This is a genomic window from Cyclobacterium lianum (genome assembly GCF_900143075.1).
In the GTDB taxonomy this organism is placed as follows: domain Bacteria; phylum Bacteroidota; class Bacteroidia; order Cytophagales; family Cyclobacteriaceae; genus Cyclobacterium; species Cyclobacterium lianum.
In genome coordinates, this window is record NZ_FRCY01000007.1 from 75,943 (window position 1) to 102,052 (window position 26,110).

Below are 26,110 nucleotides of genomic sequence, written 5' to 3' on the forward strand. Positions count from 1 at the left end.
TAGGATGATATCCGTGCAAATCCTATCTTGATACTTTCCCGACCTAATGATAGAAAACAAATGAACCCTTCCCAGCAGCGCTTTCAAAAATCGATTACGACCTTTCCTTCATTCTTGTGGTACATGGTGAAAAATCTCCCCTCGGTAATATTCTGGGGTTGCCGCCTGAAGAAACTCAATATGCGGGAGTGTCAGACCTCCGTGCCTTTTACCTACAGAACCAAAAACCCTTTTCGCTCTATTTATTTTTCAGCCTTGTGCGGAACAGCGGAGCTGGCGTCCGGCATCCTTTGCATGTTGCACCTTTCCGGCAAGCCTTCCGTTTCCATGCTGGTAACCGGTTTCGAGGCGACCTTCATCAAAAAGGCTACCCAAACCATCTTCATGAGCTGTGTTGAGGGCGAAAAAATCTCGGCAGCACTACAGCAACTCAGCAACAAGGGTGACACCGCCACACTTCAGTTACCCATATCGGCCTCTAATCAGGAGGGCGAAACCGTAGCTACCTTTATAATTACCTGGTCTTTCAGGAAACGGTAAGCAACTCTGGCTCTATCAGGCTTTTTCAAGAGTATGTTGTCGGATCACCTGCTCCAACTGATGGGCAGGAACTACCCCGGATTGCCGCCATACCGGCTGTCCATTGCGAAATAAAATCAATGTAGGCACGCCCCTCACCTGATACTTACTGGCTGCGAGCGGATTTTTGTCCACATCTACTTTAAGAATTTTAGCCTTGTCGCCAATTTTAGCAGCCGTTTCCTGAAGAATAGGCTGCATCATCTGGCAGGGTCCGCACCAGGTGGCGTAGAAATCTACCAGTACAGGCTGGTCACTATTAATGAGTTCGCAGAATTTTTTTCCACTTGCCATATACACATTTTATTTAATACAGAGCAAAATTAAAAAAAGCCAGGAGATAAATCAGTAATAAAAATCACAATAACGGATATCAACCCAGCAAGGGGAGGTAATGCTTCCTGATCAAAATCAAATGATGCTCCAGGTGCCCAAAAATAATATGTATGAGTGCATGCAGGGACATGGAATGGCCACTGACCTCACCTACTTCATTCCATTGCCCCCGGGGAATGGTGGGGATAAATTGCCAGAAAAGTTGCCGGTTCAATAAAAATGAAGACAACAGCTCGCGGGCTGGGATTTCGTCGAAAATGGCCTTTTCTACATATTTGTTTTGATCAAAGCCAGGAAAGCCAGCCGATTCTCCCCTGCTGATACAAAGTGCCCTGAAATGCATGATCTTTTCCGTATCCACAATATGACCCAAAACCTGATTGAGCGACCATTTACCGGCCTGATAGCTTAGCTTTCCGGTTTCGGTATTGATTGGCTGAAAGATCGAAACCATTTCTTCTTCCTGTCGCCGGGAGACCTCCCGGAGATTTTTTCCTGCTACCAGATCGATGTACCTTTTATAAAAGGGATCATAAGTGCCTGCTACCGGTACCTTAAGTCCGGAAATAGTCTCCATAATTTTGCTATTTTTGTGTTTTAAAGTCAAAGATAAAAATTAACTATGAATCCATTGTTGGAAAATTTCAATACGCCCTTCGAAACGGCTCCTTTTCACCTGATTAAAAATGAACATTTCCTTCCGGCTATCCAATCCGGTATTCAGCTCGCAAAAGAGGAAATAAACACCATAAAAGAAATTGCTCAACCTGATTTTCACAATACCATTGTAGCGCTGGAGCGCTCTGGTGAGCGATTATCAAGGGCGGCAGCATTATTCTTCAACCTGAATGCAGCAGAAACCAACGATGAAATCCAGCGGCTGGCCAAAGAGATTTCTCCGCTGCTTTCTGCACACAGCAATGACGTGCTGCTAGATGAGGTCCTGTTTGCGCAAGTTAAAAAAGTCTATGATCAGAAGGAAGGACTTGATCTGAACACTGAGGAAAAAACCTTGCTGGACAAAACCTACAAATCCTTTATCCGAAATGGTGCCCTTTTGGATGAAAATGGGAAGAAAAGGCTCCGGGAGATAGACCAGCAATTATCGAGGCTGGGCTTGCAGTTTGGAGAAAATGTACTCAATGAGACCAACAAATACGAATTGGTGATTTCTGAAAAAAGTGACCTGGAGGGACTTCCGGAGGGACTGATTGAAGCTGCTTCCCAGGCGGCAGAAGAGAAGGGCAAGCAGGGGAAGTGGGTATTTACGCTGGCATTTCCAAGCTACATCCCCTTCATGACCTACGCCAAAAACCGGGCATTGAGGAAAAAACTATTTATTGCCTACAACACCAAAGCCTGCAAAGGAGATGACCTGGACAATCAGGAAATCATAAAAGAAATCCTTAAGCTAAAAGACGCCCGAGCCAGGCTTCTGGGATTCAAGGATTTTGCCACCTTCGTACTGGAAGAACGGATGGCTTCGGATGGGGAACAGGTACTTTCCTTTCTGGAAGACCTTTTGGAAAAAGCCCGGCCTAAGGCGGAGAAGGAAATGGCCGAGTTGACTGCCTTTGCCCGCAAACGGGACCAGTTGGACAAGTTGCAAAAATGGGATATCGCCTACTATGCCGAAAAACTGAAGATGGAGAAATATGAGGTAGACGACGAATTACTGAAACCCTATTTCGAACTCAATAGCACCATTGAGGGAGTATTCACGACTGCAAAAAAATTATATGGCCTCTCATTCGAAGCCAATTCCAGTATTCCGGTCTATCACCCCGACGTAAAAGCCTATGAAGTAAAAAATGAAGCAGGAAAACACCTTGCTGTCTTGTATGCGGATTTTTTTCCCAGACCAGGGAAACGCAATGGTGCCTGGATGACCATATACAGGGGCCAGAAAAAAACCACTGAGCGCGAACAAAGGCCACACGTTTCTATCGTGTGCAATTTTACCAAACCAACTAAGACCAAGCCCTCACTACTGACTTTCAACGAGGTGACTACCTTGTTTCATGAGTTTGGGCATGCATTGCACGGAATGCTGGCAGATGGTACTTTCGAGTCATTGTCCGGAACGAATGTTTATTGGGACTTTGTAGAACTTCCCTCACAAATATTTGAGAACTGGTGCTACGAAAAAGATTGCCTGGATCTCTTTGCCAGGCACTACCAATCTGGCGAACCCATTCCGGAAGCGCTTATTGAAAGGATAAAAAAAGCAGCGAATTTTCATCAGGGGTACCAAACGGTCAGACAAATCAGCCTGGGTCTGCTGGATATGGCTTACCACACTACAGATCCGGATGAGATTGAGGACCTTTTTGCCTTCGAGAAAAAGGCCATGCAAGCTACCGAACTGCTCGATCCGGTACCGGGCACACTGATGAGTGCTTCTTTTTCACATATCTTTCAGGGAGGCTACGCAGCAGGATATTACAGCTACAAATGGGCAGAAGTCCTGGATGCTGATGCTTTCGAATTGTTTCTTGAAAGAGGTATTTTCGATGGACAGACAGCAGCTTCTTTCAGGGACAATATCCTGGCCATGGGCGGAAAGGAGCATCCCGAAGTATTATACGAAAAATTCAGAGGCAGGGCACCAAAACCCGATGCATTGATCAAAAGAGCCGGTTTACTGGTCTGAAAACAATGAAGGGGCCCCGGAAAGGGCCCCTTTAAAATTATATATTACGGATCAAACGTTCTGACTCCGTATTGCGGAAAAATGGGTAGGAAACAAAATGGATGATATCGATCAAATGATGATAAAACCAATTATCAACAACCAGATTATTGCGGAAACCATTATCAGTACGGTAAATTGTTTATCTTTCATGACTTCAAAATTTAAATGAATACCACGGTATTAAGATACAAATAATGAGGTATAAAACAAAATTTTATATATATAAATATTTTTAACAGCTCATAAAACCCAAGCAATATTTTGTGGAAAAAACAATAATGCAGCATAAAAATCAATGCGAACGACAAATAATATTATTTATTTTGTCAAAACAATAAATTTTTTTCGCCAAAAAAAATTGTGAGATCGTAAACAATTTTGGTGCATTTACTGTTTCCCGGACCTAAATTGGCTCAGCTCGTGGTAATGTTTCTGATTCTTTGCCATGTTGTGAGCGGTCCACTTTATTTTCTTTGTCCGCGGATGCTTGCGGACGGCGCAGTCCTTTACCTGGCAATAATGGCAGCAGGAATCCGGAAGGCATGGGTCGGCATGGACAAACACCTCCACATAGCCAGGGAGGTTTTGCTCCAGCACCTCTTCCACCTCATGCACTTCATCGTGTACCCGGATCAAATCAAAATAATAGGGCAAAGTCAGGTGCAAATCAATGTGACTATCACCTCCATACTGCTGTACCCGCATATTGTGAATATCGATCCAGTTTTCCTTTCTGCTTTGATTTAAAATTTTAACTGTCTGCCCTATGGCCTTCGGATTAGATTCGTCCATGAGTCCAGCTACCGAACGTCTCACCAGATAATAGCCATTGAATAGGATAAAAACAGCAAAAGCCATGGAAATGATACTGTCCAGCATAATCCAGCCCGAGAAATAGATGATACCGATGCCGGCAATCAGTACAAAACTACTAAGGGCATCAGTTACGAGATGTCGCCCATCTGCTTCCAGGGTAATGCTGTTCAGAGATTTACCTTTCTTCTGGAGGAAAAAACCCAATACTCCGTTAATAATGCCAGAAAAACCAACGAGCCCCATGCCGATTGGCAAATCTTTCAGCTCTTTGGGAAAAATTAAACCGACAATGGCCTGGTATATGATAAAGATGCCGGCGATGATGATTAGCGTACCTTCTATTCCTGCACTGAAAAATTCAATTTTGCCATGTCCATAGGGATGATTGCTATCCTTGGGAAGCGCACTCAGGTAGACGCTGTAAAGCGCAAAACAGGAGGCAACGACGTTGACAATGCTCTCCATGGCATCGGTAAGGATCGCATTTGATCCGGTAATGTAAAACGAATAAAACTTGATCACTAATAGCAACAAACTGATGACTACTGACCATATGATGAGGCGTTGCTTTTCCGAATTCACATTTTTTCTACCTGATGTACTTTCAAAAGTACGGCTATTTTGGATGCCTGAAAAAATATTCCTCCATTTATTGGCCAGAATTCGCTGATTTTGCAAAACATCCTCCTATACCGTTGGAAAGCCATATCTGGAAAAAAATAATCCCGGTATTTCCTGGAAAGTTGAATAGATAAATTCATGGGATCGGAATGAATAAAATCACCATTAAATACTTCGGATAATGATTATTTTATTCGTCAAAGAATCCCTTTCAGCCGACGATAAGGCATGGGGCCGTGAAAAGATAATTATTTACACAGGAAAATAGGTAATAAATGTTTACATTCAAGGCACAAAAATTCAATACCCATTCAACTTTAGATCCTATGGCTTTCAGAAAAACATTCTTGCTGTTTTGGCTCATTTCATTTGCAATCATTCAGTCTAATGCGCAAACCAATTCACAGCAGAAATCTCCATTTTTAACAACCGGTAATCCTGAAAGTGTGGGGATGTCATCCGAAAGACTGGACCGTGTCGATGCGATGCTGCAAGAGGCAGTGGCAGACAATACCATTCCCGGGGCCGTAGCATTAATCGTCCGCAATGGGAAAATAGTTTTTCACCAGGCCTATGGACAGGCGAATGCCGAGGGAAAAGAACTCCGGAAAGACGCGATATTCCGCATCGCATCGCAATCCAAAGCCATCACTTCCACGGCCGTAATGATGCTGTGGGAGGAAGGTAAATTTCAGTTAGACGATCCCATTTCCAAATACATCCCGGAGTTCAAAAACCCTGAGGTACTGGTAAATTTCCGCTATGCGGATACCACCTATACGACCCGACCTGCTGAACGTGAAATCACCATCAGACACCTGCTTACGCACACTTCTGGGCTGGGCTATGGAGTAATAGACGGAGATGAACGAATGAAAATGATCTATCACAAAGCAGGCACTACGGATTTGTTTACCGCAGAGGATGTAAAAATCAAGGATGTGGTATTGAAATTAGCCCGGCTTCCATTGCACCACGATCCCGGAGAGAAATATACCTACAGTCTGGGTTTGGATGTATTGGGTTATTTTGTCGAAATCATGTCCGGAATGACCTTTGAAGCTTTCCTGCAACAGCGATTGTTTGAGCCCCTTGACATGCAGGATACCGGGTTTTACCTGCCTGGCTCCAAAGCTGACAGGCTTGTTTCCATCCAACACAAGGTAGATGGACAATGGAAGAATTACCCCAACACATTTTACGATGTAGACTATCCGTTAAAAGGCGCCAAAACCTTCTTTTCCGGAGGTGCCGGCCTGTCCAGTACCGCAGAGGACTATGCCACCTTCCTTCAAATGTACCTCAATGGAGGGGAATTAAATGGCAAAAGGTTTTTAAGCCGGACGACGATCGCCACCCTTATGGCCGATCAAACCGGGGACCTTTACGGCGGAGCTGACCAGCATTACGGACTTGCTTTTGGGGTATTGACGCAACGCGGACAGGCCAAGGGAGGATTGGGTAGCCCCGGCACCTTTGTATGGGGAGGTTATTTCAATACCCAATACTTTGCCGATCCACAGGAACAGATCATTGGGATTATCATGAAGCAAACCCAGGGCGGGACCGGCGACCAGACTGCCTGGAAATTCAAGCAAATGGTGGGCGCAGCCGTAGATGATTAAACCAGGAAGACTCCTTTCTGATCCCCGTCGGAAAAAAATCAGTCAGGAAATGATCACTGGATTTAGTCAGTCAGTTTTCCTGGTTTAAGACATGATAGGGGCGATTTCGGCCGAAGTTTTTTACCGCAATATGTTAAGAAAATTTTATTTAAATCCAAGGTATAAATGTATCTTAGGATAGATTTGGAGCTTGTAATACGGTTTTAAAAATTTCAGCCAGATGTCACCCTCAACCCAACCCTCAACCCAGATACGATTGGGAGGTCTATGCCGAAATAGCCGCTTTCTTTTGGCCATTGCTGTGCTAAACTTCCTACCCTATTTTCTGGGTGCACAGAATCTGGACACCCTTGATGAAAATATTCAACTGGTACTGGTTCAGACCAAAGATGGCAATGAATATCTGGGCAGGATCATTTCAGAAGATGAGGTCAAAATCACAATTCGAACCGACAATCTTGGCGAAATTACCCTGTTCCGGTCTGATATTGTACGCATCAGTGGCATGGATACCGGCAGAATGGTAAATGGAGAATTCTGGTTTGCCAACCCCCAGGCCACCCGCTATTACTGGCTGCCCAATGGATACGGACTGAAAAAAGGCGAAGCCTACTACCAGAATGTCTGGATATTTTTCAATCAGGTCTCTACCGGAATTACAGATAACTTTTCGATTGGTGGGGGATTAGTACCCTTATTCCTTTTTGCCGGTGCACAGACCCCTGTATGGATTACTCCGAAAGTTTCATTCCCTGTCGTCAAAGACAAAATCAATCTGGGAGCCGGTGCCCTGGCCGGAACAGTCATTGGCCTGAATGAGGGAAACTTTGGGATGCTGTACGGGCTGTCAACGTTTGGGTCAAGGGACAAGAACCTAACGATTGGATTGGGTTGGGCATTTGCGGGCGGCTCAATAGCCAATGCTCCAACCATATCTGTGGCAGGAATGGTACGTACAGGTCCTCGTGGGTATTTTCTGACTGAAAACTACTTTATCGCCGCAGGCGGGGAGACTGTAGGCCTTATATCTGCCGGGGGAAGAAGGATTATCCGCAGAATGAGTTTGGATTATGGCTTGTTTTTGCCTCTCGCTCCCGGCCTGGATACAATTATTGCCGTGCCCTGGCTGGGCCTGACATTGCCTTTTGGCAAAAACTGACCGGCAAAAGGCCTCCCATTTCCGGATGATATGGCCAGCTCATTAAATCGCCGCCATATTTTACCCAAAACCTAATTTCCCTATCTTTGTGCGCTATGAGTGAGAAAAAATTTAAAAGATATACCATTACCTCTGCATTGCCTTATGCCAACGGACCGCTGCATATTGGCCACCTGGCAGGATGCTACATTCCTTCCGACATCTACGTACGCTATCTGCGGCTCCAAAACAGGGATGTGGCCTACGTCTGTGGGTCTGACGAGCACGGGGTTGCCATTACCATCAAAGCGAAAAATGAAAACATCAGCCCTCAGGAGGTCGTAGACCGCTACCACGGCATCATGAAAGAAAGTTTCGAGAAATTTGGAATCAGCTTTGACCATTATTCCAGAACCAGTTCTCCCACCCATCATGAAACTGCCGGGCAATTGTTTAAAGAGCTGTATGATCAGGGAGAATTTGTAGAGAAAGAGACAGAACAATACTATGATGAGGAAGCCGGGCAATTTCTGGCAGACCGGTACATAGAAGGCACCTGCCCCAACTGTGGCTATGAACAGGCCTATGGCGACCAGTGTGAAAAATGCGGTTCCTCCCTGAATCCTACTGACCTGATCAATCCCAAATCGAAATTAAGTGGCAATACCCCTGTACTGAAAATGACCCGGCACTGGTTTCTCGACCTGGGACGTTATACATCTTTTCTCAAAAAATGGATTTTGGAGGATCATGCCCAGGATTGGAAAAACAACGTACTGGGACAATGCAGAAGTTGGCTGGAAGCGGGAGACGGGCTGCAGGCCCGTTCGATGACCAGAGACATGGACTGGGGCATCCCGGTACCTCTGCCCGGAGCAGAGGGGAAGGTCTTGTATGTTTGGTTTGACGCGCCCATAGGTTACATTTCTTCTACCAAAGAATGGGCCCGCGAAAAGGGAATCGACTGGGAGCCCTACTGGAAAGATATGGATACCAAATTGGTTCATTTTATCGGCAAAGACAATATCGTATTTCACTGCATCACCTTTCCTGCCATTCTGAAAACGCATGGGGGGTATATCCTGCCAGACAATGTACCTGCCAACGAGTTTCTGAATCTGGAAGGCCAGAAAATCTCAACGTCCAGAAATTGGGCGGTGTGGCTACATGAGTACCTGGATGAATTTCCCGGGCAGGAAGACGTACTCCGGTATGTGCTGACCGCCAATGCCCCTGAAACCAAAGACAATGACTTCACCTGGAAAGATTTTCAGGCGAGGAACAACAATGAACTGGTAGCCATATATGGAAATTTCATTAATCGGGCAGTTGTACTTACGCACAAATACTATGGTGGGATTGTACCCGCCAAAGGTGCACTTCAGCCCGTAGATGAGGAAGTGATACTCGCCCTGAAAGCGTACCCGAACAAAATTGCCCAATCCCTAGAAAAATACCGATTTCGGGAAGCATTGGCATTGATGATGGACTTTGCCAGGACCGGAAACAAATATCTGGCAGACACCGAACCCTGGAAAACAGTCAAGGCAGATCCGGAGAGAACCGGCACCATTCTCCATATCGCTTTGAATATCGCCGCCAATTTATCCATAGTCTCAGCCCCTTTCCTACCCTTCACCGCAGAAAAAATAAAGAAGATGCTGGGACTGGAAATACCCGACTGGACACAGGCCGGCCGGATAGACCTGCTCAAAAGCGGTAACAAAATCAACGAAGCTCATTTGCTCTTTCAGAAAGTCGAAGATAGTACCGTGGAAAAACAGGTAGAAAAACTGCTGGCCAGCAAAAGGCAAAATGAAGCTGTGCCCTACGAAACAGCAGCCATAAAGCCATTGATCGCATTCGATGATTTTACCAGATTGGATTTGAGGATCGTTACCATATTGCAGGCAGAAAAGGTGAAAAAGTCGAAAAAACTGCTCCAATTAACCGTAGATACCGGGCAGGGCAAACGTACGGTTCTGAGCGGGGTGGCCGAGCAATTTGAGCCCGAACAGCTTATCGGAAAACAGGTAACCATGCTGCTGAACCTTGCCCCCAAAAAAATGGCGGGGATCGCATCGGAAGGCATGGTACTGATGGCAGAAGATGCCAATGGGAAATTTAAACTGCTGATGCCGCACGAAGCCACCCAACCCGGATCGACGATCCGTTGAGATAGTCAGGGCAGGAGAAAAGGATTTATGGATTAGATTAACGGGCATACCGGTAAACATTCATAACCGGTAGGCAGTTTGATCTATGTATGACCCAATCATAAGTCTTGCATGTTCTACCTATTGACCCTGCTATCCCTGTCACTGATGATCAATGATCCTGATCCAACTACGCTGAAGGAACTTCAATGGAAAAACCGTATTTTATTGATTTTTCCCGGGGAGCAGACAAAAAAGCTACCCGAGCTGGCATGGGCGGAAGATCTGGAAGAAAAATTGGCAGACAGAGACCTGATCTATTTTACCCTCGGAGACAGCCTATCCGGAAACAGCGATTTTACCTTTAGTGAAAGCTACCGCCATACACTGCGGAAAAAATATGCCCCGGGATGCAATATGGGTTGCTATGTGCTTATCGGAAAAGACGGAGGTGCAAAATTAAAAAAGGAACAGGCCAGGGTCAATTGGGCTGAGCTTTTTGCGACTATCGATGCCATGCCCATGCGGATTCGCGAGATGAAACGATCGGAAAACGGAACCCGCCGATAAATTCAATACTCATCTTTAAACCATCCCGTGATGCTGATTCTCGTTTTTTTGGTTGGCAAGACCTCGTGTAGTATTTCTCCACTTAAAAAAACAACCAGTCTGCCACCTAGAGGAAAAATGTCAGTATATTCCTCCAGACCAGTAGATCCGGTGAAATATAAGCGCAAAGCCCCTCCATCATTTTCACTCCAGTCATCGTTTAAATACAGGATCACCGAAACGATTCGATATTGTACATTTTGAAACCGATCCAGATGTCTCAGGTAGAATGATCCGGGGGGATACATGGCAAAGTGTGATTCAAAAGCACGCAATCCAAGGAAACACCGCTGGTTGATGTCTGCCCTCAGTTGCTCCATGGTATCCCAGTATTTCTGTTGCAAGGGAGTGAGCTCACTTTCATCCAGCCAGAGCACTTTGTCGCTTCTGATTTCAGGTTTGATGGCGAAGTTTTGCCCATTTCCCACACCGGCATGCCGGAACTGCCCATGTTGCAGTAATTCCCGCTGTTCTTTAAGCAGTTGTTTTCTGAATGTGTCAGCAATGTATCCGTCAACTACCGACCATCCTTTTTCGTACAGTTCTTCTGCCAGAATTGTGTTCCGGCCGCTGCTGTTCATTGTCATGGCGAAAATCCTCTGATATTTTTTTTGATGCGCAGGACCTGTACCGTAGCACCGGTTGTGATCCCTTTACCGATCCACAGGAATATTCTCGATTTGAGAAGTTCAGGCCGCCGCGTATCGCCTCAGTCCTGCCTGTCTGGCACCGGGAAGTTCCGAATTCAAATGTCGAAAATAATTTACGGATTATACCAATTGCGGCTATTGAAAATTGAATTTTGATATTTATCCGTTTTTTTGGGAGATAAGCTTTAATTTTAAGGTCCGTAACCAAAAGGAAAGCACGATGCATTTAAAATCCGACGACATTATCAGGCTGGAAATCGAATACACTACAGGTGAAGTACCGCCACCCTTTAGTCACGTTTTCAAGCTTAAAATGTCATTCGGTAAGAATTTTGTCAACACACAGTTTGATATACATTATACCGGAAGAGAAGACCTGAGCCCGGAAGAGATCATCGATGAAGGTTTTACCATGGCGGACGATTACAGCTACAAAGGAGAAATTCCAAAACTCTGGGAAAATGTTTTCAAAAAGCTCTACTCTGCATCCAAATGGTCAAACCAAAAGACACTGGGAGAGAAAGGGGGGATTAAAATCTTGGCCAAGGATACTCATGGCAAGATCACCAGAGATATACCGCTAAACCAGGAGGACTGGTATTTGACTTGCCAGGATTTTATACAGGCGATTTACGAAATCAGTAAAAAGGAGGCACCCTTAGGAATCCGGTTTAAATCAATCGGACAGGAAGGGCTGGCAGATATTGAGTTATTGTACAGGTTTTCGATCCGCAAGGTGGAAGCAAAGGTAAATGATCAGGTAAAACCCCTGGAATGGGATGAAGGAAGGTCGTTAGCATCATTGATTTTTATACCTGACTACGATTATACCCTGGCATCGGAAGACCAGCCCATCGAAACAGGCAATTACCTGGATTGTGGAGATGGTCTCTGGCACAATTTCAACACCGGGATCATCAATCTGGATCCAGAGTTTGATGCAAAAGGAAAAATCCTTGAAGCGTTCAGGAACCTTTCTTCCTGAATTTCTTTTCCAGGTTAGCGGTCATTTGTTCGCCGTATATCTGCCTTGATTTCCTGAATCATCGCTGCCAAATCCTCAAGTGTCACGGGGCCTGAGGAGGAAGGTTCCGGAAATTCCTTGCTGACATATGCCTTTGCCTCCCATATTTCAAGGACATCCTGAATGGCAATATCAAAAGGCTTGTACCGGTCATTGTCGGATACTGCAAATAACTTTCCCTTTTCCTGAATATAGTTGAACACTCTTTTGTACACAATTCCCTCAGTTTTGGTCACCAGTACATAGGTTTTGCCATTCTTTACCTCAAGTGCACTTTCTACGTAGGCACCAATGATCAGGGTACCCGGCATTAACGGAAGCATGCTGTCTCCACTGATCTCAAAAGCCCTGTAGGTCCGGTTTGTGGCAAGGTTGGGTAAACTGAAGTTGGGCAACTTTTCCATATATTCGGGATCAGCATAACCATTGAGGTATCCGGCAGAGGCTTTATGCCCCACCATGCTGATCCGTTCCTCGTCTTCTGCATCAAGTGCAATCGTCAAAATTTTTAGGGGATCTTTTTGAAGGTATCTGCGTCCCTTTGTGCGGATGTCCCAAAAAACCAACTCATCCATGCTCAGATCAAACAATTTAGTAAGCGTTTCCAAAGCTGAAATCTTAGGGTCTGACCGACCATCCTCGTAGGCAGAAATCATGCTGCGCTGCACACCCAGTTTGTCTGCAAGTTCAGTTTGCGTCAGACCACTGGTTTTTCGTAAAAATTTAATGTTTTCAGAAAGAAATTTCATGCCGAATAAAGGAAAAATTGATGGTCATCTTTCCATTGGTTCTTAAATGTAAACCGAAGCAAATCCATCCGGGTCTGGGATTTTAGCCTCATTTCGATTTCTTCCCTAATTTGCTGTTCCGAAAGACCGGAATCTACCAGCAGATATCCATAAATGGATTTTCTGGAATCCAACACATAGAATTTGACCTGAACATTGCCTGAGGTAAGTTGCTTGGTAGTAAAGTTTATTTTAACAGGATTTGTCATTAGTGAAAATGGTTAATAAATGTGACATTGTAAATATATAGAATGTTGGTAAAATAAACTATTTTTTTAACTTTTTATACAGAGATGGCATCTAACCTGAGGCCTGGAGCCCGAAAGCTGGACCCTCTTCAAATAGATCTTAAAATACACAAACCCGAATCTGGTAGAAAACAAAATGGTAGTTAGTTATCAAGTTAAATTTTTACCCATTAAATTTATTTTTTACATTATTTTTAAATTTTTTGATTTATTTTTTACCCATATTTTAAGATAATAATTTTTTTTCATTCATTTTTGATGTAAATTTAAACCAAAATATTAACCACTTTACAAAACTAAATTATGAAAAACTTTAACAGAAGGGACTGGTTAAAAACCAGCGTATTGGGTTTGGGTTCATTGCCATTGATTACCGGAAAACTCTCTGCGAAGACCAATTCCGCATCTGGACAGCACTGGAACAGCGAAAGCATGTTGTGGGAAATGAATCCCATTTATAAAGATGTAAAAATGAAGGCCAGACTATTGGCAAACGAAAACCCTTTTGGCCCTTCTTCGGGTGTTCAGAAGGCGATTGCTGAATCTATTAGTCTGGGCAACAGGTATGGTCATGCAGACGCTGCATATCTGATAGATATGCTGGCGGAGAAAGAAGGAGTGAAGCCTGAAAATATCATGTTAGGGCCTGGCTCGACTGATATGCTGGAAAAAACGGCCATCGTCTTGTGTCAACACGGTGGAAACGTGATTTCTGCTGACCCTTCTTACATGTCTCTGGTAAATACGGCCAAAGCAATGGGAGGCGACTGGAAAGCGGTCCCCTTGAAAGCTGATTATTCGCACGACCTGGATGGGATGGAAAGTGCCATAGATTCAGCAACCAAATTGCTCTACGTATGCAACCCCAACAATCCGATGGGGGCCATCACAGATCCGGTTGCTCTGAAGGCATTTTGCAAGAGTGCAGGCAAAAAGCGCCCCATATTTGTCGATGAGGCCTATCTGGAGTTTATGGAAAAGCCTGAAGACCACACCATGGTAGGCCTGGTGAGAGAGGGCCATGATGTCATGGTAGCCCGTACCTTTTCAAAAATCCACGGCATGGCTGGACTTAGGATAGGTTATATGGTAGCCACTGAGGAGCGCATCAAGTCCATTACAAGCATGGTGAGAGGTACCATGGGGCTTTGTGTCACCTCACTCAAGGGAGCGATTGCCAGCCTGAAAGACGAAAAATTTATCGATTCCTGCCGAAAGTGGAACAAAGAATCAAAAGAATATACGCTTGACCAGGTAAAATCCATGGGATTTGACCCAATAACTTCACATACCAGTTTCATGATTTTCCCCATTCAACAGGAGGGTAAGGCGTTTGCCGGAAAAATGATGGACCAGGGTGTTGGCATAAGGGTCTATTCCATTGCTGATTCGCCCTGGTGTCGCGTGAGTATGGGTACTATGGATGAAATGAAGTTATTCGTGGATGCCCTGAAGACCGTAACCGCCTGATAATTGATCAATCAGCAATAAACCCAATTAACCACCACTTTACAATCACTAACAAACTGATCAATTATTATGAACTTAGCAGTCCAAAAGACGCTTTCTTTGCTGTTGCTATTGGTTATTGGGTTTTTATTGAGGAAAAAACTAAAAGATCCAGCACAGCAAAAAGGTTTAAAAACCTTAATCCTTACCGTTGCACTTCCGGCCATTATATTCGTCGCCTTGCTGAAAGCAGAGGTGCAGTGGGATCTACTGGCTTTGCCTCTCATGGCTCTGGCTTTTAATTTCACCTTGTACTTTATATTAAAATTTTCACTTCCATTATTCGGTCTTGAAAAAGATTCCTCATCCTACAGGACTTATTTGCTGCTATTTCCTTCGCTGGCACCGGGACTATCTTGTTTTCCATTTCTGATAGAATACCTGGGAGACGATGCACTCGCCTGGGGAGCACTCGCAGATATTGGAAACAAGATATTTGTTCTCGTCATTGCTTACATGATTGCCATGAGCTGGTATTTCAAGATCAACAATGACCTGAAAGTAGGAAACGGCGAAAAAATCAAATCACTGCTGCTGAGCCTGATCAATGAACCCATTAATGTGGTCATCATTCTGGCACTGGTCCTGATTAGCCTGGGTTTACACCTGGAAAACCTGCCCACATTCATGTCCACGGCCATCAGTACCCTGAGCAATCTGATGACCCCGCTGGTCCTGATATTTATCGGTATTGCCGTGGTATTTAACTGGAAGCAGATCCGGAAAATTGCTGGTCTGCTGATGATCCGGTCTGGCTTGACCTTCCTGCTGAGCGGAACAATTTTACTGTTTGCTCCGCAGCTTTCCTATGCGGCAATACTTGTTTTGGTGGTTTTCCCACAAAGCGCCATCAGCTTCTGGCCCTTTGCACATATGGCTTCGGTCACCGCGTTGGAACAGAACAATGAAAAAAAGAGGAATAAAACTTTCGACATGGAGCTTGCCGTAAACATACTTGCCTGCTCTCTTCCCTTCTCCACACTTGTCATGTTAACGGTGTTTTCATTTGGAGAATTGTTCACCTCCCCTACCACCCTGTTGGTAGCCGGAATATTATTGATTGGCCTGGGGATACTGAAGCCGATGTTGAAATGGTTTAACCTCATCGAGTATGAGCCTGCCCTGGAGAAAGAAACGCATTCCTCGTAAAAATATAAACCACTAACAATTAATTTTAAAATGTGATCAGATTAACCTCTGTAAACACAGAAAGCAGCTTTTCAGGTGAGAAGCTGCTTTTTTATTGGTCCTATCTTGCCTGCTTCATTCGCCGGAACCAGTCACAAGCTGCACAGGGTCTGATTTTACGGAACACCAGGAGGGAAATCAACAGTCGCTATCGCCATTTACCTCAATCAGCTTATTTACATGCCTATCCGAGATAAGCCTTCATCCCTGGACAACTTATTTTAAATCAAATATCCGGACCTCTGCGACCCGGGCTTTACCGGATGCTGCCGCAGGCTGGTATTCTGCTCCCATTTTTGGTCGATTTACGCCCTTATGGGATACTAAAAGGAAAAAAATTACCATCAGGTATCTTCCGGATGCGTTAAACGGAAACCTGAGGACGTCTATTTCGGCAAAACAAAAAAGCAGCTCCCAAAAAATGAAGCTGCCATTAAATTTACGCTCGCTTAAACTGTCCCGGACTGTCACCTGACCGCTCGCCCGTGCTTTGGCAGGTATGGGGCTGTCCTAAACCAAATTTCAGACAGGAAAGCCGCAATAAATTACTGCCTTAGCCAGCTAGTAATCATGAGGATTCACTTCTACCCCTGAAAATCGACGCGTTGTCAGGATTTTCTGAAGGTAGTACCGATGACTTTCTGAAAGGCATCTGCAAACATCTCCAGATCCTCCATTTTACCCATACTCACCCGGCAATAATCCTGTCCGGCCACATTCATACTCTTGATTCCCACTCCCTTATCCAGCATTTTCTGCTTGAAGTCAGCATAATCCATAGCAATGGGGAACAGAATAAAATTGGTATGAGAAGGAAAGTAATCGTGCCCTGTTTTTTTCAGTACATCGTATACGAAACTTTTGCCCTCATTATTCATTTGAACAGAATACTTGATGAAATCGTAATCTACCAGACTCGCAGTAGCAGCACTCATAGAGGGGCCGCTCAGGGTATTTCTTGGACCCTCTTTGGTCAGCTTCTCAATCACCTCGGGCTGAGCAATGCAATATCCTACCCTCAGACCGGCAAAGGCATGAACTTTAGAAAATGTTCTGGCCACGATTACATTTGCTCCGTTTTTTATGCAGGCCGTGGTGGTAGAGCCCTTGGGATTCTCCATGTAGTCCCAATAGGCCTCGTCTACAAATACGGGGACTTTCGAAGATACTGTATTACAGAAACTGATGATCTCCTCTCCTGTCATAATTTTTCCGGTTGGATTATTAGGATTCACCAGATAGACCAGAGAAATGTCAGGTTTCACCTTGTATTCCATGGTAGCCAGATCATGGTCAAAATTCTTATCCAGTGGAATTTTCACCCATTCGGAGCCCATCATTTCAGCAGACCTGACCAGAGAGGTGTAAGTAGGGTCTGCAGAAAGTACTTTTCCATTTGCTCCCCCGTACACTCTGGCGGCTGCATGCAACAGTTCGCTGGAACCTGCACCAAGCAGGATATGGTCCTCACTTACTCCTTCCTCCTCTGCAATAAGGCCAATCAATTTCTGGCGGTATTCCCTGGGATATAAAAATGAATCGTCAATTGCAGCTTTCAGTGCCTTTTTGGCAGAAGCCGAGGGTCCAAAAGGATTTTCGTTTGAGGTCAATCTGGCATACCGGTCTTTTTTGGGTAAAAAGGAAGATGCCTTTGCAGCAGATGCTTCGGATGCTGCGCCGGCATATCCCATGGACATGAGGCCTGCAGTCATCGTTAGACTCGATTTAAGCCAATTTCTTCTGTTAAATGTAGTCATGATTGATTTTGTGTTAAGTGGTTAAAATAAATGAATGCTGATTTCAAATGAATAAGGGATGCCTTATTCAGACCAGGCATGGCAGTTTCCACGGTGAATAGCTCACCTCAGCCGGAAAAAGACCTGTTCCAAAACAAAGCATCCCTCAATCGAGGAAAATTGTCCTACTAAAAGCGGCCTTATTTTACCCGCACATTGTGGTACTGCCTGAAGGCAATATCATTGTATGTTCCGGCAAATTCCAACCGAATTTGAGTACCGGAGCTTGGATCCGGCACTCCCAGAGAATTCCAGGGATTCTGGAATAGAATTTTACCCTGCGCGTCCGTAGTTAATGTACTTATCTCTTCCGTCTGGTTGATAAACACAGTGATGTCCAGTCCGGAGACAGGAATAGAATCGATACCTACAGTCCGGTCAAGGATTCCACTTTTATCAAGCTCATAAAATGAACCCTCTACTGCTACGCCAGTGGTAGCCTCAAATTCATTTCCTTCGAGTACTACCAATACCGGGGCCGCAACATTTGGAGTGGCCAATTCAACAGCCTCTACACAAGAGAAAGCTACCAGTACCAAACCCAATAAAGTGATTTTATTTACTATTTTGTTCATGATATGTATTCAATTGAATGTGAATAAACTTCATTTTGCATGTATTGCTACACAGCGGGCTTACTCTGCCCACCAAAGTGGTGTCCTCATATTGTCCCCTCCACCAAGCATTTGAATCCCTTCTTCCAGGTTGCTCATGTTCAGAGAGTACTCTGACGGCGGATATTCGATCCGCGTCGGTAGTACACCCTCGTTTACGAATATCGCATTCGGATCCGGCGTAGGCATTTGTGGGAAACCTGTCCTTCTGTATTCGGTCCAGGCTTCTATGCCCTGCCCGAATAAGGCGATCCACTTTTGCGTCATGATGGTTTGCTTATCAATTGTACCCAATCTTCCGATATAATCTGAGGGCATTTCCAATCCATGCTGTTCAAAGGAACCGCTTATGGCCTTCTCCAGGTAATCCATATGGTCTCCACTTATATCCCCATCCAGGGCGGCCTCAGCAAGTACAAACATCAACTCGGAGTAAGTCATCAGAATACTGGGTGCTTCGGGATCCAGAAACTTCTGACCAATGGTAGATGCAGATATGGACGAAGCAGCGGCGTCTGTCAAGCCATTGGGTAGCCCTACGAAGGAGCCATCATCCAGAGGCAAGGCATAAACATTGATCCTGTCATCTTCCAGCTCGAGCAATTTATCTATCAATGTAGTGCTGATGTTCCAGTCTGATCGGGTAGAGAAGACGTCAAACATCTTGTTTCGGCTACCTATTACATTGGCATGATTGAGAGCAGCATAATCATCATTCCCGGTAAATATGGGGAAGGTTTGAGGAGAAGACAGAATTTCCTGCATGATGGCCCTGGATTCTGCAGGCTTTTTGGCTGCCTGCCGGTTAGCAAGCTTTAACCGAAGGGAGTTGGCAAACTTTTTCCAACGCAAGATATCGCCATCAAACATAATATCTCCATTGACCACCGGACCGCCGATAGTCAGCTTTTCGTTGGCCAGCTTCAGATCTTCCAGCATACCCGCATATATTTCTTCCATGGAATCATAGTCGGGCGAATTGACAGGCTCATCGGCGGCTCCTTTTAATGCATTGGAGTAGGGAACGGGGCCAAAAGCATCTGTCAGATAAGAAAAAGTAAACGCTTTCATGACCAGGGCGATTCCCTCATAGTTGCGGTTTTGAAATTCCCCGCCTTCTCCTGCCAGCTCAATGACCTGTTCCAGGTTTACCAGAGAGCTGTTGTAAAGATTATCCCAGGTGCCGGTAGATACGGTGATGGGAATCTCATAGGTATCCCCTTCTGCATTGATGTAAATGTTTCTGGCGAGGTGCTGGATCCAGCACATGGCAGCATCGATATTTAGCCGCTCAAATCGGGTACTATGCCCCCAGTACCTGTCTACAGAAACCTGTATGGCGTTAGGAAGGAGCAGGGCCGGAGAAATGGTCACAGGGTTGTTTGGGTCTGTGTTGATTTCTTCGAATTCTTCTGTACAGGAACCTGCCAGCACAAACAGACCCAACAACAATAAACAGGGTATAAACTTAAATCTTTTCATTTTCATTTTCTTTACCAGGTTGGAAATCGCTTAAAAGGATACATTCAGGTTAAAGCCAATATTTCTTGTGGAAGGCATTTCACCATATCCGAAACCTTGAGCGTTGCCGCCCTTGCCGTCAAACTCCGGATCCAGATGGGGATGATTTCTGAACAAAATTGCCAGGTTTCTACCCACTGCAGAAATCCGTACACTTTGAAGAAAAGTATTGGATAGCAGGGATTGAGGCAGACTGTATCCTAGTGACAGCTCCCGCAACTTGACAAAAGATCCATCAAAAATTCCGGATTCGTGGTAGGTTCTCGGATTCTGCGCATTCCAGAAAGGTTGGGCACCGACGATCACATCATTGGGCACATAAACCGGGCTTTCGTCCGTACCGACATTTTTCACGCCCTGACCGATGACACCCTCTTCCCGGCCAATTGCAGTTTCCACATATTGTCCGGTTTTACGAGCCAGGCCTGTTCCGACGTCAAACAGGTCTCCCCCCATACGGACATCTATCAATGAACCAAAACTAAATCCCCTGTAGGTAAAGGTATTTGACAACCCTCCTATCCAGTCCGGCTGAATATTACCCAATTGGAAAGTGCCTGCCTCTAACTGGGGAAGCCCATTGCTGTACACAATCTCGCCCTCAGGAGAACGCAGGTACCGTCTCCCGTAAAGAGTACCGTAGGGTTGTCCTATCCTGGCTTCGGAGGTAAGGCTGTTTTGGCTGCCAAGCGTATAGTTTTCAAGTCCTTCAGCAAGTTCTACCACGAGGTTTCTGTTTCTGGCAAAATTCAATGCCACATCCCAGTTAAGACCCCCGGCGTTTTGTAAAACGGATCCGGTCAACATCAACTCTACACCCTGGTTGGTGATTTTACCGGCATTCAAAATCTGGCTCTCATAACCTGATGCCCTGGATATCGCCACCGCCAGGATCTGGTTTGTGGTAGCCTGGTGGTAGTAGGTGAAGTCTAATCCTATCCTGCCATTCAGAAACCTCAGGTCCAAACCGATTTCCTGCCCGGTCGTAATTTCTGGTTTGAGGTTTCTGTTGGCGATCTCGTCAGACGCAGCATAGGTAGGCGTCGTTCCAGCCCACAATCCCTGTGAGGCAAACACCTGATTCAGCAGATAAGGATCGGCATCATTTCCTACCTGTGCCAAACTGGCTCTGACCTTGGCAAAGGAAAGGAAATTGCTCTGTACATTGAATAGATCTGTCAATACTGCGCTCAGGGCTACAGAGGGATAAAAAAAGGAGTTGCCATTAACGGGCAAAGTACTGGACCAGTCATTTCTTCCGGTTACATCCAGAAATATTGAATTGGCATACCCAAACTGGGCAGAACCAAACACACTATTCACCACCTGCTTCCGGATCTCACTTGATGGCACTACCGGACTGGCATAATTCCCCAGGTTATACAGGCCATCGATGGTCAGCTCTCTTACATTTACGGAGGACATTTGGTAATTATTTACCCTGTTGATCGCTCCGCCCTGCAGGTTGAGAGAAAACCCGTTATCCAGCATTTTATTATAGGTCAGGATAATGTCACTATTGGTTTCCTGACTGGTCACTTGTGTGTCTGTGTAGGCTCCCAGTATGCGCACAAAGTTTTTGGTCCTTTCTACACTGGTCACATCTGTTCTGCTGTCTGTCCAGAAATCTGTTCCGGAACGGACCATCACACTGAAATCATCGGTGAAACTGTAGGTAGCGGCGATATTTCCGACCAATCTATCCTTTTCGTTGGCATTGGGATACCGGTCCTGCAGGAAATAAGGGTTCGAAAAATATTCGTGCTGCCAGTTGGCGTAGGGATAATCATCTCCGGGACGGAAGGTTTCCCTCTGGATATCGTAATATTGCTCCCAGTTCTTCAGCTTATCAAAATCCGTGTGCCGGTGTGCCCAGATAAAATCAGAACTACCGGTATACCTTCTGTTGTCTGAGCCGGATTTTACATACTCGGCGTTTACAGTAAATTTAAGTTTGTCAGTAAAATTGTAACCCGCATTAAGTTTGAAGTTGTTTCTGTAATAGTTGTTGTTGTACATGATGCTTGACTGGTCCAGTCTGCCCATAGACAACCTGAAATTGCCCGATTCGTTGGCTCCTGCGACAGCCAGGTTGTGGGTCATGCTCCTGCCGGTTTCCCAAAATTGCTGAAAATTATCCGGTTGGGGCAAGAGAGGTTCCCTACCCGGAGCGCTGTACCAGAGTGGCACCTCGGTACCGTCCATAGGCTGGCCCCAGCTTTCATCCACGCCTGCAGTACCTCGGATTCCATCCGCGTCAAAGCCGTTTCTACCGTCAACATACCAGGTTCTGTATCCGATACCCCCCCCGTAGATATTCTGCAAACCCGGTTCAACAAGCGGCCTGTCGAAGGTCATGTTGGTATTGTATTCTACCCCTATCCCTTTAGATCCGGAACCATCTTTGGTGGTGACCATGATGACGCCATTGGCTGCTCTGGATCCGTAAAGTGCTGCGGCCGTAGCGCCTTTGAGTACATTTATTTCCTTTATATTGTCCGGATTGATCTCAGACAGCCCTCCGCCGTACCGTCTGTCAGAAGATTGTTCCAAAGGTACACCATCCAAAACCACGAGAGGCTGGTTATTTCCAGCTACAGAGGATGAACCCCTGATCACAATATGTGAACCACTTCCTGGCATGGAGTTGCTATTGATCTGTACACCGGCCACACGGCCGGAAAGGTTATTGGCAATATTCGGCTGGCGGGCATCTGCTATCTGGCTACCCTCTACCGCCTGTGTAGTGTAGCCTAACGCCTTCTTTTCGCGTTCCATTCCAAAGGCCGTAACGACCACCTCCGAAAGTGCCGTCTCATCCGGTAATAAAGAGACTGTCAATTCAGACTGATTTCCTACCTTGACTTCCTTTTTATCATATCCGATAAAGGATACTTCCAGTAAATTCTCTTCTGCTGACAGGGAAAGTGAAAATTCCCCATTGATATCCGTCGCAGCACCCTTGGTGGTTCCCTTTACCAGAATACTGGCTCCCGGAATTGGCTGCTTGTTTTCGTCAATTACCTTTCCAGATACCGACCGCTCCTGTGCAAAGAGCGGATTAATTACAGTCGATCCAATAAGAATCGTCAATCCAAGGAGGAGTTTGGCTATGCCGGTACTCCAGTCCTTTGCCTGAGTAAATTTTTTAATCATGTTGTAAATGGTTAATAAGTTAATATTTAAACCAGATTTTAAACTGGTAAGCCCAAGTGGTTAATTTTTGGGTGTTTTGAAAAGGCTATTGTGGGGTTTTATCAAACTAAAAAGTAATAATGGTTATTTTTAACCCATACTCTTTAATTTTCGATAAATATAAAACAGGAAACCGAATAAGAAAAATTTACCAAATTATTTTTTAATACATCTTAAAAAACGAAATTAATAATAATTATATTTATATTTATTTTTTTTATTATTTTAATAACATTTTAATTTCTTTAAAATTGTTTAACACATATTATAATAATAAAATTATCATTTATTTGAAAAAATATGAAATGCTATTTTTTGTAACAATACCAGCCTATAGGTTTTAATTTTAACCATTAAAAACATTTTTTTATTATTTTAAAATTTTTCAAGCTATTTTATACCCCTTTTTTATCTATTTTTTTGAAAAATTAATGAATTGGGATTGATTTACTAACCTAAAAAATATGTAATCCATTATTCAGTATAATATATTATATACTGTTATATAATCAGATTATTATTCTAAATTAATTGTAAAACAGGCTATTCTTCGGTGTCTGGTCCGCGTTTCCAGGGACTAATACAAACAATAGTCAATATAAAACGAAAAAGCCCAGGCTCAAAACGAACCCAGGCTTCTCTCAAAAAGGATGATACATTCTTTATTTTTCGAATTTTTGCTTCAGTAAATTTAATTTTTCTTCCATACTTTCCGCGTTGTTCCGTTTTGCAACATTCGGCTTCCTTACAGCCTTGCCGGCCGCCGGCTCCCGACTTGTTTTCGCAAATGGATCCGCTTTCATGCTCAATCCAATACGCTTTCTCGATACATCCACTTCCATCACGGTGACCATTACTTTTTGATTTACCGAAACCACTTCCTTGGGATCCCTGACAAACCTATCTGCCAGCTGACTTAAATGAACCAAACCATCCTGATGAACGCCTACATCTACGAAAGCTCCAAATTGCGTGATATTTGTAACTATTCCCGGTAATTTCATGCCTACCTTCAGGTCCTTCATTTCATTGATGGTCTCTTCAAACTGAAACACTTCAAACTTTTCCCTGGGATCTCTCCCCGGTTTGCCCAGTTCTTCAAGGATATCCTGAAGTGTAGGCAGCCCTACCTGTTCGTCTACATATTGCTGGAGTGGTATTTTCTGTACAAGACCATCGTCTTTAATCAGTTGCTTTACTGATACACCCATATCACTGGCCATACGTTCAATCAGTGCATATCTTTCAGGATGAACCGCACTACTATCCAATGGATTAACTCCATTTCTGATCCTCAAAAATCCAGCCGCCTGCTCGTAAGCTTTCTCTCCCAATCGGGGTACTTTCTTTATGTCTTCCCTGCTTTTAAAAGGTCCGTGTTCATTTCTGAAAGCGACTATATTTTGCGCGAGAGATGGACCCAGACCCGAAACATAGGTTAGCAGTTGTTTCGATGCGGTATTCACTTCCACCCCTACCCCGTTTACACAACTCATGACAGTATCGTCAAGCGCATTTCTGAGTGCGGTTTGATCAACATCATGTTGATATTGGCCTACCCCGATGGACTTGGCATCAATCTTTACCAGTTCTGCCAGAGGATCCATCAGTCTTCTACCGATGGAAACTGCTCCCCTCACAGTAAGATCATGGTCCGGGAATTCCTCTCTGGCTACGTCGGAAGCAGAATAGATCGATGCTCCGCTTTCATTCACCATGACTACCAATATTTCTGCGGGCAGCCCGATGTTCTTAATAAATAATTCGGTTTCTCTGCTAGCGGTGCCGTTTCCTATGGCTATGGCTTCGATGCCATGTTTTTCTGCAAGATATTTGACCAATGCGCCAGATTCGTGTGTCTTTCTTTGTGGCTCGTTAGGGTAGATGGTTTCACTCTGCAGCAATTGCCCCTGGGGACCAAGACAAACCAACTTGCAACCTGTCCGGAAGCCAGGGTCTATAGCCAGCACGACTTTTTCTCCCAAAGGAGAAGCCAGGAGCAACTGTCTCAGATTCTCTGCAAACACCCTTATAGCCTCCTCATCTGCCTTTTTCTTGGAATACAGCCGGATTTCGGTTTCCATCGAAGGTTTTAATAGTCTCCGGTAACTGTCCTTTACGGCCATACTTACCTGCAGGGCGCAGGAGTTGGACGCCTGCAGCACATTCTTCTCGATCAACTGGAGCGCATCTGCATCTGCAGGACCGGTATCCATCATCAAAAAAAGCTCCTTTTCACCTCTCCTCATGGCCAGAACCCTGTGAGAAGGGGCAGATTTGATGGGCTCTTCCCATTCAAAATAATCTTTATATTTTATCGCTTCCTGTTCTTTACCGGGAATTACTTTGACCGTGAATTTTCCCTCTTCTATAAATAATTTCCGAAGCTTTTTTCTTACATCAAGGTCTTCATTGATCCATTCGGCCATGATATCCCTGGCGCCCTGCAGGGCTTCCTCTATGTTGTTCACACCCTTTTCTTCGTTAACGAAGCTTTCGGCCAAAGCCTCCGGCTGACCGGTCTCCTGCGCAAATATCTGCAGGGCCAGGGGCTCCAGACCCTTTTCACGGGCAATCGTTCCCTTGGTTCTCCGCTTCGGTTTGTAGGGCAGGTAGATGTCTTCCAACAGACTCATGGTTTCGGCGGCCTGTACCCGGGACTCAAGTTCTGCGGTCAATTTCCCCTGTTCTTCTATGGACTTTAGAATGGCTTCCTTTCTCTTTTCCAGGTCTCTCAGTTGCTGAAGCCGATCCCGGATGGCGGCAACCTGAACTTCATCCAGGCTTCCGGTGACCTCCTTCCTGTATCTTGAAATAAAGGGGATGGTAGCGCCCTCGTCTAATAAGCCGGCTGTATTTAAGACCTGATCGTTACGTACACCCAACTCACTGGCTATCTTTGAATAATAGTTCAACTCTGACATGAATAAAAATTATTTACTGCTGGTTTTTAATTTCAGGCCGCAATTTAAGTCTATTTTCTCGTCGAGCATGGAAAAAAC

20 protein-coding genes are annotated in these 26,110 nt (G+C 44.8%); 9 read left to right on the top strand and 11 right to left on the bottom strand.

Annotated elements, in window-relative coordinates; genetic code table 11:
* Nucleotides 1-60 precede the first annotated feature (60 nt).
* Nucleotides 61-540 carry a DUF4442 domain-containing protein gene (locus tag BUB19_RS12935; protein ID WP_073094985.1) on the top strand — a complete coding sequence of 160 codons (480 nt, stop codon included), beginning with the start codon at nt 61-63 and terminating at the stop codon, nt 538-540.
* A 15-nt stretch (nt 541-555) separates the two neighbouring features.
* Here BUB19_RS12935 and trxA read toward each other — a convergent pair whose 3' ends face one another.
* Both trxA and BUB19_RS12945 read right to left on the bottom strand, forming a co-directional pair.
* Nucleotides 556-873, bottom strand: a complete 318-nt coding sequence (gene trxA / locus BUB19_RS12940) for a thioredoxin (RefSeq protein WP_073094986.1) — start codon at nt 871-873, stop codon at nt 556-558.
* A 79-nt stretch (nt 874-952) separates the two neighbouring features.
* Nucleotides 953-1,492, bottom strand: coding sequence for a DinB family protein (locus BUB19_RS12945; protein WP_084097268.1), 540 nt, complete (start codon nt 1,490-1,492; stop codon nt 953-955).
* A 45-nt stretch (nt 1,493-1,537) separates the two neighbouring features.
* On the opposite strand from BUB19_RS12945, the gene BUB19_RS12950 reads away from it, so the two are divergent.
* Nucleotides 1,538-3,568: a M3 family metallopeptidase gene (locus BUB19_RS12950; protein WP_073094987.1), complete on the top strand. Its 2,031-nt coding sequence runs from the start codon at nt 1,538-1,540 to the stop codon at nt 3,566-3,568.
* Between the two features lie 429 nt (nt 3,569-3,997).
* Here the strand turns inward: BUB19_RS12950 and BUB19_RS12955 are convergent, their stop codons facing one another.
* Nucleotides 3,998-5,008 carry a cation diffusion facilitator family transporter gene (locus BUB19_RS12955; protein ID WP_073094988.1) on the bottom strand — a complete coding sequence of 337 codons (1,011 nt, stop codon included), beginning with the start codon at nt 5,006-5,008 and terminating at the stop codon, nt 3,998-4,000.
* Nucleotides 5,009-5,373: 365 nt separating this feature from the next.
* Between BUB19_RS12955 and BUB19_RS12965 the strand changes: the two genes are divergently transcribed.
* From BUB19_RS12965 to BUB19_RS12980, 4 genes are all read left to right on the top strand, one after another.
* On the top strand, nt 5,374-6,672 hold the full coding sequence (locus BUB19_RS12965; RefSeq protein WP_084097290.1) for a serine hydrolase domain-containing protein: 1,299 nt from the start codon (nt 5,374-5,376) through the stop codon (nt 6,670-6,672).
* 220 nt (nt 6,673-6,892) lie between these two features.
* A complete protein-coding gene (locus BUB19_RS12970; protein ID WP_143156029.1) occupies nt 6,893-7,831 on the top strand; it encodes a hypothetical protein in 939 nt (312 codons plus the stop codon).
* Nucleotides 7,832-7,926: 95 nt separating this feature from the next.
* Nucleotides 7,927-9,987 carry a methionine--tRNA ligase gene (gene metG / locus BUB19_RS12975; RefSeq protein ID WP_073094990.1) on the top strand — a complete coding sequence of 687 codons (2,061 nt, stop codon included), beginning with the start codon at nt 7,927-7,929 and terminating at the stop codon, nt 9,985-9,987.
* Nucleotides 9,988-10,098: 111 nt separating this feature from the next.
* On the top strand, nt 10,099-10,536 hold the full coding sequence (locus BUB19_RS12980) for a DUF4174 domain-containing protein (RefSeq protein WP_073094991.1): 438 nt from the start codon (nt 10,099-10,101) through the stop codon (nt 10,534-10,536).
* A 2-nt stretch (nt 10,537-10,538) separates the two neighbouring features.
* On the opposite strand, the gene BUB19_RS12985 is transcribed toward BUB19_RS12980, so the two are convergent.
* Nucleotides 10,539-11,162 carry a 2OG-Fe(II) oxygenase gene (locus tag BUB19_RS12985; protein ID WP_245802848.1) on the bottom strand — a complete coding sequence of 208 codons (624 nt, stop codon included), beginning with the start codon at nt 11,160-11,162 and terminating at the stop codon, nt 10,539-10,541.
* A 283-nt stretch (nt 11,163-11,445) separates the two neighbouring features.
* Between BUB19_RS12985 and BUB19_RS12995 the strand changes: the two genes are divergently transcribed.
* Nucleotides 11,446-12,210 (top strand): hypothetical protein, encoded by a 765-nt coding sequence (locus BUB19_RS12995; RefSeq protein ID WP_073095131.1) that lies wholly within the window; start codon nt 11,446-11,448, stop codon nt 12,208-12,210.
* Nucleotides 12,211-12,224: 14 nt separating this feature from the next.
* Here BUB19_RS12995 and BUB19_RS13000 read toward each other — a convergent pair whose 3' ends face one another.
* Both BUB19_RS13000 and BUB19_RS13005 read right to left on the bottom strand, forming a co-directional pair.
* Entirely contained in the window at nt 12,225-12,998 is a 774-nt protein-coding gene (locus BUB19_RS13000; protein ID WP_073094994.1) for an XRE family transcriptional regulator, read from the bottom strand.
* The gene (locus BUB19_RS13005; RefSeq protein ID WP_073094995.1) at nt 12,995-13,246 is read right to left on the bottom strand and encodes a hypothetical protein; all 252 of its coding nucleotides are present in this window, start codon (nt 13,244-13,246) and stop codon (nt 12,995-12,997) included. The genes BUB19_RS13000 and BUB19_RS13005 overlap by 4 nt, the downstream gene beginning before the upstream one ends.
* Before the next feature lie 342 nt (nt 13,247-13,588).
* On the opposite strand from BUB19_RS13005, the gene BUB19_RS13010 reads away from it, so the two are divergent.
* Both BUB19_RS13010 and BUB19_RS13015 read left to right on the top strand, forming a co-directional pair.
* The gene (locus BUB19_RS13010) at nt 13,589-14,755 is read left to right on the top strand and encodes a pyridoxal phosphate-dependent aminotransferase (protein WP_073094996.1); all 1,167 of its coding nucleotides are present in this window, start codon (nt 13,589-13,591) and stop codon (nt 14,753-14,755) included.
* Between the two features lie 69 nt (nt 14,756-14,824).
* Entirely contained in the window at nt 14,825-15,943 is a 1,119-nt protein-coding gene (locus BUB19_RS13015) for an AEC family transporter (RefSeq protein WP_073094997.1), read from the top strand.
* A gap of 647 nt (nt 15,944-16,590) precedes the next feature.
* On the opposite strand, the gene BUB19_RS13025 is transcribed toward BUB19_RS13015, so the two are convergent.
* From BUB19_RS13025 to BUB19_RS13045, 5 genes are all read right to left on the bottom strand, one after another.
* Complete coding sequence (locus BUB19_RS13025; RefSeq protein WP_073094999.1) at nt 16,591-17,739, bottom strand: pyridoxal phosphate-dependent aminotransferase; 1,149 nt, start codon at nt 17,737-17,739, stop codon at nt 16,591-16,593.
* 179 nt (nt 17,740-17,918) lie between these two features.
* Nucleotides 17,919-18,353 (bottom strand): hypothetical protein, encoded by a 435-nt coding sequence (locus BUB19_RS13030; protein ID WP_073095000.1) that lies wholly within the window; start codon nt 18,351-18,353, stop codon nt 17,919-17,921.
* A gap of 60 nt (nt 18,354-18,413) precedes the next feature.
* On the bottom strand, nt 18,414-19,874 hold the full coding sequence (locus tag BUB19_RS13035) for a SusD/RagB family nutrient-binding outer membrane lipoprotein (RefSeq protein WP_073095132.1): 1,461 nt from the start codon (nt 19,872-19,874) through the stop codon (nt 18,414-18,416).
* Between the two features lie 30 nt (nt 19,875-19,904).
* Complete coding sequence (locus tag BUB19_RS13040; RefSeq protein ID WP_084097272.1) at nt 19,905-23,069, bottom strand: SusC/RagA family TonB-linked outer membrane protein; 3,165 nt, start codon at nt 23,067-23,069, stop codon at nt 19,905-19,907.
* Between the two features lie 701 nt (nt 23,070-23,770).
* Entirely contained in the window at nt 23,771-26,032 is a 2,262-nt protein-coding gene (locus BUB19_RS13045; RefSeq protein ID WP_073095001.1) for a Tex family protein, read from the bottom strand.
* Nucleotides 26,033-26,110 lie beyond the last annotated feature (78 nt).